Below are 12764 nucleotides of genomic sequence, written 5' to 3' on the forward strand. Positions count from 1 at the left end.
CTCCCCTTAGTAGAGCCTACACTCTCCTATGTGCCTATCGGTGAGGAATGGATTGATCTCGCTGTTCCACCGGGTCACCCCCTAGCCCTGCGTAAAAACGGTGATCAGCCGCAGCCTGTGCATATGGAGGAACTGAAAGATGAACCTTTTGTCGTGCTGAAAAAAGGGCAGGGCTTTCGCAAGCTGACGATGGATTTGTGCCATCAGGCGGGCTTTGAACCTCATGTGGTGTTTGAAAGCACCAACATGGAGACCCTGCAATCGCTCGTGGCGACAGGTATGGGTGTGACGCTCGTCCCCCGTTTTATCGCGCGGGCTGCCAGCAGCGAGTTTGTTCCGGCTTTACTGCCTCTGGCCGAACCGACGCCAAGCCGTACCTTAGCCATTGCTTATCGCAACGGACGTTATCTGTCCAAAGCCGCCGAAGCTTTTATTGATACTTTCCGGGAAACGGTCAAACAGCTTTCTCAAGAGTAGCTACGAATATGAAAGGGACCGTCTTCCTCCCCAGTCAAAGCCAGAGAAGAAGACGGTCCCGGGGCTACGCCCCTATATTAGCGATCTAATGTTTAGTTTATGGTTCGAACACAATGTTGTGATATGGCTTCCATCCGGTTTCAACGAACCACATTTCATGTTCATTTAAATTCCATGTCAGCCTCGCCTGATTACTACAATCTTGCTTGGACACTTGCTCGGAAACTCCACTTTATCCAGCGCGCATCACTTCTTTCCTTAAGGTCTCTAGCCTTGGCTTCCCAAGAATATCCTACCTCAGTTCCAATGTGCTGTGTGATCCCAAAGTGCCTGTCCTCGCCTGTTCGTGATCAGGGTCGCCCTAAATCAGGTGGACTTTTATCCTGATCATAGCCCATTTCATAATTGTTACCGACAACCTGTCTGTTTAAGCCTCTCGGCCGTGACAGGCCATCCCTATTCGCCAGTTCGGATCTACTTTGGTTATCCATCGTTATCAACCTCCTGGTGTCGGGATACTATTATAATACACTTACAATCTGTATCTGAAACAGGTATCCATAATTTTTTTATCGGGAGGCATCAAACGCTTGCTCCATATCAGCTTCACTCACTTTTTTCTTTTTACACAAAAATTAAATTCATTCCTTGAGCATGAAATGTTCCTTTCTATTATGCAGGACGACTAAACAGAACGACGTTTATCGGTCATACAAAGAGGGGCGACGATCCTCAAATACCGGGATACGACCGCGCACATCCTGCACCAAGGCTGATTCCATCGTTCCTGTAATGATCTCCTCCTGCTCTCCGCCCTCGGCAATAACCTCTCCCCACGGATCAATGATAAGGGAGTGTCCGAAGAAATCGGTATCTCCGCTGCGACCAACCCGGTTACAGGCCATGACATACATTTGATTTTCAATGGCCCGTGCGGTCAGCAGGGTACGCCAGTGATGGAGCCGGGGATGAGGCCATTCCGCGGGTACGATCAGCAGGCTGGCACCGGACAAGGCCAGACTACGGGCCAGTTCGGGAAAACGGATGTCATAGCAGATCGCAGCCCCTGCCTGAATCCCGCCATCCAGCATGAACATAACCTTTTCCTCACCAGGCTGTAAATACTTTTCTTCCTCCATAAGACGGAACAAATGAATTTTGGAATACGAAGCCACCTCGGCTCCTGTCCGGTCAAAAACAATCATTGTATTGTACACATGACCATCACTTTTTTTCTCTGCAATCGACCCGGCTACCACGTTCACCTGATGTGTGGCAGCGAATGCAGCTACCCATTCCCGGGTCTCTGTTCCTTCCTTGTCCGCCAGCTCATGAATGCGATCCAAGGCATAGCCCGTGTTCCACATTTCCGGCAGGACAATCAGATCCGGTTTTTGCGCGGCTGTTACTGCCTGTTCCATTAAAGTACGCATATGACTGCGATTTTCCGGGGGATTCCCCAGTTCAATATAAGCCTGTATAAGTGCAACACGGAACGGCTGAGCTGCATGATATGTCAAAATCGTTCATCCTCCCTGTAAACCGGAGCTTACGATGACTGTTGGGTCCGGTATTTTCCCCCATCATAGCCCGATCCTGCTCTGGCACGCAACCATATAAGCTTAATTCCCCCTATACAACCCGGTAAAATCATGATAAGTTAATTCTCAAACTATATAAGCTTAATTCGAAAAATTTACATGGAGAACGGAGTAGGCGGAATGGTGCTGTACAAGCGGTAGCGTTCGCCTTTGCCCCCCAATTTCTACCCTTGTAATTCATTCAGGAAATTTGGGGGCACAGCGATGGGAAGCACCATCCGCATACGCAGTGGCGCATCATGTACTTTTCCAGTTCAGCTTAAATTAACTATTCCAAAAGGTCGTGTGAATTCATGAGTCATTTTTCCATCCCCTCTGCTGACGTGATGAAACAGTTGCCCACTCAATTTTTTGCGACGCTTGTACAAAATGTTAACCGTGAAATTGCGGCAGGACATGACGTCATTAATCTCGGACAAGGGAACCCGGACACCCCCACTCCACCTCATATTGTAAAAGCCTTGCAGGAATCCGCGGACAACCCGCTTTATCATAAGTATTCGCCTTTTCGCGGCTATGGATTTCTCAAGGAAGCCGTAGCCCAGCGCTATCAGGAGGATTACGGTGTAACGCTTGACCCGGAAACGGAGGTTGCCATCTTGTTTGGTGGAAAAACAGGCTTGGTGCAGCTACCGCAAATCTTGCTCAATCCCGGCGATATATGCCTCGTGCCTGATCCCGGCTATCCCGATTACTGGTCTGGCGTAGCCTTGGCTAAAGCGGAGATGTCTTTTCTTCCATTAAAGGAAGACAATAATTTTCTGCCCGATTACGAGGCAATCTCTGAAGAAGCACGCCGCCGTGCCAAGCTGATGTTCCTTAACTATCCGAATAATCCGACCTCGGCAACCGCCCCACTTTCCTTCTACGAGGAAACAGTCGAATTCGCGCAGCGTAACGGGATTGTGGTTGCCAGTGATTTCGCTTATGGTGCTATTGGCTTTGACGGCGAACGTCCGGTCAGCTTCCTCCAGGCCGAAGGGGCCAAGGATGTAGGAATCGAGTTCTATACCCTGTCCAAAACCTATAATATGGCGGGCTGGCGCGTTGGTTTTGCGCTTGGTAATGCTGAAATCATTTCCATGATTAATCTGCTGCAGGATCATATTTATGTAAGCTTGTTCGGAGGCATTCAGGCAGCAGCAGCTACAGCGCTGACGTCCTCGCAGGATTGCGTAGGCGAGCTGGTTGCCCGCTATGAATCGCGCCGCAATGCTTTTTTTGATGCACTTGGACAAATCGGCTGGAAGGCGACGCGTCCAAGCGGCTCCTTCTTTAGCTGGCTGCCTGTACCGCAGGGCTACACTTCGGCTACCTTTGCCGACCTGCTGCTGCGTGAGGCCAAAGTAGCTGTCGCTCCGGGGGTTGGCTTTGGCAGCGGCGGTGAAGGATATGTACGGGCGGGGCTGCTAAGCTCAGAAGCCAGGCTGACTGAGGCAGTTGAACGAATCGGCAAGCTGAGCCTGTTTGGTTAAGCCGTATTTCCAGCTACAACTCCTTTGCCAAACTCGACCTTTTCGTGGTATTCTGTATCCAATATCAATTAGCGTGTTGAAGGGGCTATTAAGAGAGAATCGTCCTGTTCAGAGAGTAGATTCCGATGGGCTGCAAGAATTTACCTGGACCCTCTCCCAACTCCTACCCCCGAGCGTCCTGCGCAATCAGGCGGTGCCTGCCGTTAACAGGTTTTAAGTGGGATGATCCAGAATCATCAATGAAGGTGGTACCGCGGAAGCACAAACTTTCGTCCTTTGCATACAAAGGATGGAAGTTTTTTTGCATTAAAAAAGAGTACACATTAAGGAAGTGGATGTCTTGTCAACACGAATCGTTATTAAAATCGGAAGCAGCTCCCTGACTGGGGTGGAGGGCGGCCTAAACCGGGAAGCCATCGCTTATTTTGCCCGCGAAATCAGCTTGCTGCGTGCAAAAGGTCATGAAGTGCTGCTGGTCACATCAGGCGCAGTAGCCGCCGGGTTCCGGGAGATCGGGTATCCGTTTCGCCCTAAGCTGTTGCATGAAAAGCAGGCGGCGGCGGCGGTTGGTCAAGCTCTTCTTATGCAGGCCTATCAGCAGGCTTTTAAAGATTTTGGCTTGGTGAGCGCTCAGATCCTGCTGACCCGCAGTGACTTTTCGAGCCGTAAAAGGATGAATAATGCTGGAATGACCGTGGAAGAATTGCTGCGCCAGCAGGTTATCCCGATCTTTAACGAAAATGATACCGTATCAATTGACGAATTGAAATTCGGCGATAACGATATGCTGTCAGCGCTGGTCGCCAATCTGGTCAAAGCACAGCATTTGATCATTATTACAGATACCGATGGCGTATATACGGCAGACCCGCGCAAGCATCCGAACGCCGTACGCTTTGAACGTATCGACGAAATTACGGAGGAGATTTATGCACTTGCAGGAGGCTCCGGGTCAGCAGTAGGGACTGGCGGCATGCGATCTAAGATCGAAGCTGCCAAGGTTGCTACTCGCGGCGGTGTGCCTGTGTATGTGGGGCGCGTCAGCGCAGATGGGGATCTGGACGCAGCCGTTAAAGGACACGGACCTGGGACTTATTTTGACACCCACCTCTCTTCGCTGCCGATGAAAAAGCAATGGCTTGGCTTCATGTCCACCCCCCTGGGTGCGGTGCATGTAGACCATGGGGCCGAGGAAGCGCTGATACATGGGGGCCACAGTCTGCTTCCCGTTGGCGTACGACGTGTCGAGGGCAGCTTTCATGCCGGAGATGTCGTAGAGGTGCTGGGGCCGGAAAATAAGGTGTTAGGTCGCGGCATTGTCAATTATGATGATGAACAGCTTCGAATCGTACAAGGATTACCCAGCGGCGAGGTTGTAGGCAAGATTGGTGCCATTCACCGGCTTGAGGTGATCCACAGGGATGAATGGATTACACTATATATGTAGGGAGGCCATAACATGAGTAAATTAACGACGAATACAGCTGCTACAGAGGAAAACCAGTTCAGTGAAGTACGGGCCAAAGCGACGCTTGCGAGAAAAAGTGCAGGAGCCATGAACCGACTGACAACAGCACAAAAAAATGAAGCACTGCTCGCTATGGCAGAGGCACTGGTGAGCCATACGGAAGAGCTGATTACAGCGAATAATGATGATTTGCAGCGAGGACGGGAACTGGGAACGTCGGAATCGCTGCTCGACCGTCTCAAGCTGACTGAAGAGCGAATCGGGGCTATTGCCGAAGGACTGCGCCAAATTGCGGAGCTGCCTGATCCAGTCGGTGACACGCTGGAGCATATCGAACGTCCAAACGGTCTGCGGATTGAGAAAATACGCGTGCCGCTGGGCGTGATTGGCATCATTTATGAAGCCCGTCCGAATGTAACAGTAGATGCTGCGGGCCTGTGCTTGAAAACAGGTAATCCGGTTGTCCTGCGCGGTGGTTCGGCGGCCCTCTCCTCCAACCGCAAAATCATTGAAGTGCTTCAGCAGACGCTGGACACAACAGCCGTACCACGCGAGGCGCTTCAACTGATTGAAGATTCAGACCGTGCCTCCGTCAACGAAATGCTCACCTTGAACGGTCTACTCGATGTGATCATTCCACGTGGTGGACGTTCGCTCATTCAAAATGTAGTTCAGAACGCTACCGTGCCTGTCATCGAAACCGGCGCTGGTGTATGCCATACGTATTTGGACGCTACCGCGGATACACAGATGGCTGAAGCCATTACGCTGAACGCTAAGGTGCAAAGACCGTCAGTGTGTAACTCCATGGAAACACTGCTCGTTCACGCCGATTACGCACAAGCACACTTAACGAGTTTGGCAGAACGCTTCCGTGATGCCGGGGTCGAGCTGCGCGGCTGCACGCGGACACGTGCATTGGTTCCTTGGGCTGTTCCAGCCACAGAAGAGGATTACGGTACAGAGTATAATGATTACATTATGAACGTCAAGGTGGTAGACCATCTGGACGACGCACTTGAGCATATTGCCCGTTATGGAACGATGCATTCGGAATGTATTGTCACTGAGGATAAAGCCCATGCCGAACAATTTCTGCAGGAGGTAGATGCGGCAGCTGTGTACCACAATGCCTCTACCCGCTTTACGGATGGTTTTGAATTCGGGTTTGGTGCCGAGATTGGGATTAGTACCCAGAAATTACATGCCCGCGGTCCCATGGGCCTGCCTGCGCTGACTTCAACCAAATATCGTGTGTACGGGACTGGACAAATCAGAGAATAATATCTTAAATCAATCCGTATCCTTGGAGGTTATGAATCAATGTGTGAATCACAGTCGAAGTTTTTAATTAACGAGCAAATTACGTTTTTCGGAGCAGGCTCAATGGCGGAAGCTATCATTCGCGGAATGACAGCTCGTTCCGTCGTCAAGCGTGGCGGTATAACTGTCATCAACCGCAGTAATCAGGCGCGCCTTGAAGAACTCCAGCAGCAATATGGGGTGCTGTTCCAAACAGAGGATGCCGCCAAAACCGAGCTGTTGCGCCGTTCTCCGGTCATCGTGCTTGCTATGAAGCCCAAGGACGCTGCTGTGGCACTTGGACAGCTTGGTCCCCTCCTGTCGGAGGATCAGCTGATCATTTCGGTCATCGCCGGATTGTCCATTCGTACAATGCAAACGCTGCTTGGCCGCAAACAGCCAATCGCACGAACGATGCCGAACACGTCCAGCTCGATTGGACTGGGAGCCACAGGCATCAGCTTTTCCAAGGAGATTAGCGAAGGCCAGCGTAAAAACGTGCTTGCCATATTCGATTCTGTGGGCACGGTGACTGTAATAGAAGAAGAAAAAATGGATATTTTGACCGGGATCTCCGGAAGCGGTCCAGCCTATATCTATTACTTGATGGAAGCCATGATTGCTGGGGGAATTCGTGGTGGCTTGACTCCTGAGCAAGCACACGAGCTGACAGTCCAGACCGCGCTTGGAGCGGCACGCATGGTGCAGCAAACCGGGGAGGAGCCATCTGCTCTGCGCCACAAAATCATGTCACCCAATGGCTCGACGGTAGCCGCATTGGAGACGCTGGACAAAGGCGATTTCTACGAAACCGTGATTGCAGCGGTGCAGCGTTGTGCTGAACGATCCCGTGAGATGGGAGCTGTACTTAAGGAGGGAATTGAATGAGCTATTGCCTGGCGACCTACCGGGTATACGATGACAAAGCCGATTTTAATAAAAAGGCCCAATCTATTGCCATCGGCATGACGGTGGGCAGCTGGACCGAGCTTCCGCAAGCCAAGCGGGATAAGATGCAAAAGCACCTTGGCTCCGTTCAATCCGTGGAGGTTTATGATGGGGGTCCCGGTGAACGTTATGCCGATCTGACTATCGCTTACCCGGACATCAACTTCAGCCGGGACATTCCCGCGCTGCTGGTGACCGTCTTCGGCAAAATTTCGATGGACGGTCGAATCAAGCTGACGAAGCTGGACTTCTCGGAGGCATTCCGTTCCGCTTTTCCGGGACCGAAGTTTGGCATCAGCGGCTTGCGTGAGCGGCTCGGCGTGTATGATCGCCCGCTGCTCATGAGCATTTTCAAATCGGTAATCGGTCTGAAGCTGGACGAGCTGAGCAAGCAATTTACCCGCCAGGCCCTCGGTGGCGTTGATCTGATCAAGGACGACGAAATTTTGTTTGAAAATGCACTGACACCGATTGAAAAACGCGTCGAAGCCTGCAGCAGAGCCGCCGAGGCGGCTGAGCGTGAAACTGGCAAAAAGCTGCTGTATGCAGCGAATTTAACTGGACCCACCTCGCAGCTCAAGGCACAGGCACTCAAAGCCATCGACGCAGGCGCGAATGCGCTGCTGTTCAACGTACTGGCCTACGGCTACGATGTACTGCATGAGCTAAGCAGCGATCCTGCCATCTCCGTACCGATTGCCGCCCACCCTTCGTTGGCGGGTGCAGCCTATCCGTCGCCGCATTACGGTATTTCGGCGTCCGTACTGCTCGGTCAGCTTATGCGTCTGGCTGGTGCTGACCTCGTGCTCTTCCCTTCTCCTTACGGCTCGGTGACGATGCCGCGTGAGGAAAACATGGCGATCCGCGATGAGCTGATCACCCCGGAGCTGCCGCTGAAGGCCAGCATGCCTGTGCCCTCCGCAGGAATTCACCCCGGCCTGGTGCCGTTAATTGTACGTGACTTTGGTACTGACGTTGTGGTCAATGCCGGGGGCGGTATTCACGGTCATCCGATGGGTACCGAAGCTGGCGGACGCGCTTTTGTGCAGGCGATTGAAGCGGTGCAGCAGCATGTACCGCTGGCAGAATACGCCCGCTCTCATGCTGAGCTGCGATCCGCACTTAATACGTGGGGAGGCGAGCAATGAGTACATCCAGGAAACCCGTCATTTTTTGCGACTTTGACGGGACGATTACGAACAGTGACAATATTGTCGCTATTATGCAGCATTTTCAGCCTGAGGGCTGCGAGCCCATCATGCAACATATCGTAAACGGACATATCTCCATTCGTGAGGGCGTAAGTGCCATGTTTGCTCTGATGCCTTCGGGACAAAAGGACGAAATCATCTCCTATGTACTTGGGCAAGCGGGTATACGTGATGGCTTTGCACGCTTTTTGGCCTATGTACGGGAGCAGAATATTGAATTTTTTGTCACCAGTGGCGGCATTGATTTTTTTATTGATCCATTGCTTAAGCCCTTCGATATTCCACAGGATCACATCTTCTGCAACGGAGCGGATTTTTCCGGGGATAACATACAGATTACATGGCCATATCCATGTGAGGAGCCGTGTACGAACGACTGTGGCATGTGCAAAACGACCATTATACGTCAATACCCTGCCGAGCAGTACGAACGGATTTTGATCGGCGACAGCCTGACGGATTTTGAAGGAGCCAAAATTGCCGACCTCGTGTACTCCCGCTCGCACCTGACATTAAAATGTCAAGAGCTTGGCGTACCGCACGTACCCTTTGAAACATTTGACGACATTATCAAGGATTTAAAGCTAAAACAAGAGTAAGGGGTGCTGTAATTGAGCTTTGACTTGGCAGACATTACATTGGAAGAAAAACGCCGCGCATTGGAAGAACTCGCCGATGTTAAAGAGCTATTTGCAGCTCGCAACTGGTTCCCCGCCACGAGCGGAAATTTGTCGATCCGAATCGGTGATTTTCAGCCCGAGCAATTCTATTTTGCAGTTACCGCCAGTGGCAAGGATAAGACAAAGCGGACACCGGAAGATTTTCTGTTTGTTGACCAACACGGAAAAGCGGCTGAAGCCACCAACCTCAAGCCAAGTGCTGAAACGCTGATTCATTGTGAAATTTATCGCCTGACAGGCTGCGGAGCCGTTTTTCATGTGCATACCGTGTTTAACAACCTGATTTCCGAATATTACGGGGAACATGGCTCTGTACCTGTGCAAGGAATCGAGCTGATTAAGGCTTTTAACATATGGGAGGAAAATGCTGCAATCCAGATTCCCGTGCTGCCGAATTATGCCGACATCGCCTCCATTGCCAAGCTGGTGCCGGGCGTGCTGAATGAGCGGATTCCAGGAATTTTATTGCGTAATCACGGCATTTATGCGTGGGGGAAAGATGTGTTTGAAGCTAAAAAGCATCTGGAGGCGTTTGAATTTTTGTTTGAAACGACGTACCGCTCCCTGCTGCTGAAAAGTACAAAATAAAGAACAGCGTACTTTATACTCATATATTTAAAAATTAAAGTTTTAATAGAATGCCAAGAACGTAGCCTAAGCAAAAGCGCGGGAACATTCTTTTTATATGGAAAAGGCAGCCCTGGGCGTGAAAATAAAATCCCAGACTGCCTTTCTATTTTTATTGGGGACGCTCCAGCATGAATTGCTCTCCCAGCTTCGCGTAGTTATTCCCGGCCAACCGACTCACTGGACGTAGATTGTCAGCAATCACGTAAGTGTTTTGATACGCTTCCTCAGATAGATGATATTGTACCACGCGTCCAATCAGCAGATCACAAGCAGGCTCACTCTCCGTACCGCCCAGCGGTATTGCACGCTCCAGGACACATTCCATCCGTATTTTCGCTTCGGTCACACCCGGAACTGCAATTTTTGTACTTTGTATCGGCGTAAGTCCGGCTAACGTAATTTCACTCTCTTCTGGCGACAGACGAGAAGCCGTTACATTCACTGCACCTACATTGTCCTCATCTGTGATATGTACGACAAAAGCTTTTTGCTCCATCGCGTTACGCGCTGTATCTTTGGACACTCCATCCACACGTTGTACCGATATGGACAGAAGCGGCGGCTCAGAGGCAACAATGGAAAAATAACTGAACGGTGCTCCATTGAGCACTCCTTCACTGCTCAACGTCGTTACAAAGGCTACCGGCCTTGGGATAATACTTCCGCTTAACAGTTTGTAATTTTCACGCCCTGTAAGCGTATCAGGATTTAATGGTATCATTGTTTTCCCCTCTTTCCAGATGACATTCCTATTTGCGCTTCAACTCACTTACTCCAATTACTTACCTGGAGAACCGCCCGAAAATCCCATAATAAATCTAAAGGGCTTCTCTCATAAAGTATCGCGCGAATGATGCAGAATGTAAAGCTGGAGCTAAAGCTCTCCCTATTGCCCAATGATATTACCTTGGCTATCTCGAACAATAACCGCAATTCCTTTGGGTACAGCAATCGTAACATCAAGCTGCTGCCGATTCTGCATAAAACGTGTCGGAATTTCGCTGAGCAGCACATATAACGTATCTCCGATTTGCTTTGTCTGATATAATTCTTGTGCTTTAAATTCGTTCTCGTTGCCTGTGTAAACATAGCTTCCGAACACATGCACCTCCGGTGAGGTGGTTGTATCAATTTTGACCGCATACGGATTTTCTCCCTGTACGATCACCTTGGTCACTCCGGCAGGCATTTTCTCATGCCAATCGGGGAGAAGCCTTGTTTCCTGCACAGAGCCCATCATTTCCCTGACTTGCGTAGTAAGTCCCAGTGAACTAACCAAAGCAAATCCGATACAGAAAAAAACCAATACGGCCGTAATGAACATACTGAACAAATCATAACGAATACGCTCACGTGTCCCTTTCCACGCTGTATACATCAGAATTTCCAATCCCAGCAAAACAAAAACGACAGGCCACCAGGTTAAAATCTGCTCCAGGATGCCCGCTCCCCAAAACTTCGAGGCAAACGTTACGCCCCCTAACAGGACGAGAAAAAGTCCCATCGACAGCCTTCCGACTTTCCATACCCCTGCTGAAGCAGTTGACGCCTTGTGGGAGTCCTTCTTATTGGACGATGGGCCAGAAAAGCCTATAGAGCTTGTCCCGTCGCTATGAGAATGATGGACTCCCTTAATGGGAGTCTCACTCTTTGAAAATTCAGTATCCATTCTATTATTTCTCCTTTACCCGTTTAGATTTGGAATTACCGATCATCATCCAAATACCGCCGCCTATTAACAAGAAGGATACAATAATCGTTCGTAAATACTTATCAACGATATAGTAAATATTCACCTCTGGGAACAGACGATCCAATCCAGGAACAAGTACGTTGATCAGGATGTAATAAGCGCCCAGTGCCAGCAATCCCAAGCCTACCCACCGATGATACTGTGCAAACATGCCGATTACTGGCTTGTCAATCAGTGGTTCCCGACCATACCGGCTTACTTGCTGGAGCGCATCAAAAAAGCTGTAAAACCAGATGACCGGAATCATGAACAAAAAGAGTGAAAGATGTAGCACATCCAGCACATAGATTCCTCCTAAAAACAGCAGCATGAACTGAAGTCCCCGTTTTTGCAGACCAATATACATATGCCCCGCTCCGGGAAATACTGATAAAATGGTAGCCAGCATTTTACTACGTCGCCCCTCAATTCTTCCATGCTCCAGTTCCTCAAACAGAGTCCGGTCCTGAAGAATTTCTCCAGCTTGTTTGCGATGTACATGCTGGACCGCATCAAACATGCAATACAGCCAAATAATCGGCAGTACGCCCGCAAACGCCATAAACCCAGATTCATTGGTGACGCTGGTAATAAAAATGAGAATCACTCCAAAGCCAAAGAAGGACATCAGAAAAGATAAACCACGCTGCATTAGTCCCAGATGAAGGTGTCCCAATCCCGGGATGAACGATAGCAATATGGTGAAAAAACGTTCATTGTCCGATCCTTTTGGATAAACAGGTGAACCTGGCACCCCGTAGTGTCCTTGCTCATAAGGGTTATAACCTGGACCATAGCCTACTCCTGCTCCCGGCACATCCGTATTTGCATCGGTTGCGCCTTCCGGTGCTTCTCCCGCCAAGCCTTCACCTCCATAAGGCGCGCTCTGGGGGTAAAAGCTATACGGGTTCGGACCTGCATGGGAAGGATATGGAGCAACAACTGCACGAGCATCATTACGCAATAAGCTAATCATGATATGCAGCATACTCAATCCCCATAAAAGAGCGGACAGAAAAATACTAGCCAATAAAGGACCTTCGTCGCTCGCTACCACCGCAAAAAATAAACCTCCTGCCAGACATCCAAAAAACAAAATTGTATATACAAACGCATTGGCCTTGCGTTTCCAGTAATAGTGTCCTACACCGGGAATGATGTTTAGCAGAAATGCCAGCAGTTTGCTTCGTTCCGTATAAGGCACGGCTACACTTCCTTTCTAATCTTGGGATTTTTATAC

Annotated in this window: 13 protein-coding genes; 8 read left to right on the forward strand and 5 right to left on the reverse strand. The window is 50.0% G+C overall.

Annotation, left to right across the window (positions count from 1 at the left end):
- Positions 1-477: LysR family transcriptional regulator substrate-binding protein (locus L693_RS0118205; RefSeq protein WP_025718856.1), on the forward strand; the 477-nt coding region annotated here is incomplete at its 5' end.
- 350 nt (positions 478-827) lie between these two features.
- On the opposite strand, the gene L693_RS30700 is transcribed toward L693_RS0118205, so the two are convergent.
- Both L693_RS30700 and L693_RS0118215 read right to left on the reverse strand, forming a co-directional pair.
- A complete protein-coding gene (locus L693_RS30700) occupies positions 828-968 on the reverse strand; it encodes a hypothetical protein (RefSeq protein ID WP_023989112.1) in 141 nt (46 codons plus the stop codon).
- Between the two features lie 210 nt (positions 969-1178).
- A complete protein-coding gene (locus tag L693_RS0118215; protein ID WP_025718857.1) occupies positions 1179-1997 on the reverse strand; it encodes a carbon-nitrogen family hydrolase in 819 nt (272 codons plus the stop codon).
- Between the two features lie 374 nt (positions 1998-2371).
- On the opposite strand from L693_RS0118215, the gene L693_RS0118220 reads away from it, so the two are divergent.
- From L693_RS0118220 to L693_RS0118250, 7 genes are all read left to right on the forward strand, one after another.
- Complete coding sequence (locus tag L693_RS0118220; protein ID WP_025718859.1) at positions 2372-3553, forward strand: pyridoxal phosphate-dependent aminotransferase; 1182 nt, start codon at positions 2372-2374, stop codon at positions 3551-3553.
- 340 nt (positions 3554-3893) lie between these two features.
- Complete coding sequence (proB, locus tag L693_RS0118225) at positions 3894-5000, forward strand: glutamate 5-kinase (RefSeq protein ID WP_049825211.1); 1107 nt, start codon at positions 3894-3896, stop codon at positions 4998-5000.
- A gap of 12 nt (positions 5001-5012) precedes the next feature.
- Positions 5013-6305 carry a glutamate-5-semialdehyde dehydrogenase gene (locus tag L693_RS0118230; protein ID WP_025718860.1) on the forward strand — a complete coding sequence of 431 codons (1293 nt, stop codon included), beginning with the start codon at positions 5013-5015 and terminating at the stop codon, positions 6303-6305.
- Positions 6306-6344: 39 nt separating this feature from the next.
- A complete protein-coding gene (gene proC / locus L693_RS0118235; RefSeq protein ID WP_025718861.1) occupies positions 6345-7211 on the forward strand; it encodes a pyrroline-5-carboxylate reductase in 867 nt (288 codons plus the stop codon).
- Entirely contained in the window at positions 7208-8419 is a 1212-nt protein-coding gene (locus L693_RS0118240) for a 2,3-diketo-5-methylthiopentyl-1-phosphate enolase (protein ID WP_025718863.1), read from the forward strand. The genes proC and L693_RS0118240 overlap by 4 nt, the downstream gene beginning before the upstream one ends.
- The gene (locus L693_RS0118245) at positions 8416-9081 is read left to right on the forward strand and encodes a 2-hydroxy-3-keto-5-methylthiopentenyl-1-phosphate phosphatase (protein WP_049825212.1); all 666 of its coding nucleotides are present in this window, start codon (positions 8416-8418) and stop codon (positions 9079-9081) included. The genes L693_RS0118240 and L693_RS0118245 overlap by 4 nt, the downstream gene beginning before the upstream one ends.
- A 12-nt stretch (positions 9082-9093) precedes the next feature.
- Entirely contained in the window at positions 9094-9750 is a 657-nt protein-coding gene (locus tag L693_RS0118250; RefSeq protein ID WP_025718865.1) for a methylthioribulose 1-phosphate dehydratase, read from the forward strand.
- 151 nt (positions 9751-9901) lie between these two features.
- Here L693_RS0118250 and L693_RS0118255 read toward each other — a convergent pair whose 3' ends face one another.
- The 3 genes from L693_RS0118255 to L693_RS0118265 form a co-directional block, all read right to left on the reverse strand.
- Entirely contained in the window at positions 9902-10513 is a 612-nt protein-coding gene (locus L693_RS0118255; RefSeq protein ID WP_025718867.1) for a flavin reductase family protein, read from the reverse strand.
- A 165-nt stretch (positions 10514-10678) separates the two neighbouring features.
- A complete protein-coding gene (locus tag L693_RS0118260; protein WP_025718869.1) occupies positions 10679-11461 on the reverse strand; it encodes a hypothetical protein in 783 nt (260 codons plus the stop codon).
- A 4-nt stretch (positions 11462-11465) separates the two neighbouring features.
- Positions 11466-12728, reverse strand: a complete 1263-nt coding sequence (locus L693_RS0118265; RefSeq protein ID WP_025718870.1) for a hypothetical protein — start codon at positions 12726-12728, stop codon at positions 11466-11468.
- Positions 12729-12764: the final 36 nt, after the last annotated feature.

The sequence above is a fragment of the Paenibacillus sp. 1-18 genome (assembly GCF_000520755.1).
Classification (GTDB): domain Bacteria; phylum Bacillota; class Bacilli; order Paenibacillales; family Paenibacillaceae; genus Paenibacillus; species Paenibacillus brasilensis.

Bases quoted from the DNA above. Each gene is read 5' to 3' on its own strand.
- L693_RS0118260 (WP_025718869.1), bottom strand. From the start codon at position 11,461: ATGGATACTGAATTTTCAAAGAGTGAGACTCCCATTAAGGGAGTCCAT.
- L693_RS0118255 (WP_025718867.1), bottom strand. From the start codon at position 10,513: ATGATACCATTAAATCCTGATACGCTTACAGGGCGTGAAAATTACAAA.
- L693_RS0118230 (WP_025718860.1), top strand. From the start codon at position 5,013: ATGAGTAAATTAACGACGAATACAGCTGCTACAGAGGAAAACCAGTTC.
- L693_RS0118240 (WP_025718863.1), top strand. From the start codon at position 7,208: ATGAGCTATTGCCTGGCGACCTACCGGGTATACGATGACAAAGCCGAT.
- L693_RS0118245 (WP_049825212.1), top strand. From the start codon at position 8,416: ATGAGTACATCCAGGAAACCCGTCATTTTTTGCGACTTTGACGGGACG.
- L693_RS30700 (WP_023989112.1), bottom strand. From the start codon at position 968: ATGGATAACCAAAGTAGATCCGAACTGGCGAATAGGGATGGCCTGTCA.
- L693_RS0118220 (WP_025718859.1), top strand. From the start codon at position 2,372: ATGAGTCATTTTTCCATCCCCTCTGCTGACGTGATGAAACAGTTGCCC.
- proC (WP_025718861.1), top strand. From the start codon at position 6,345: ATGTGTGAATCACAGTCGAAGTTTTTAATTAACGAGCAAATTACGTTT.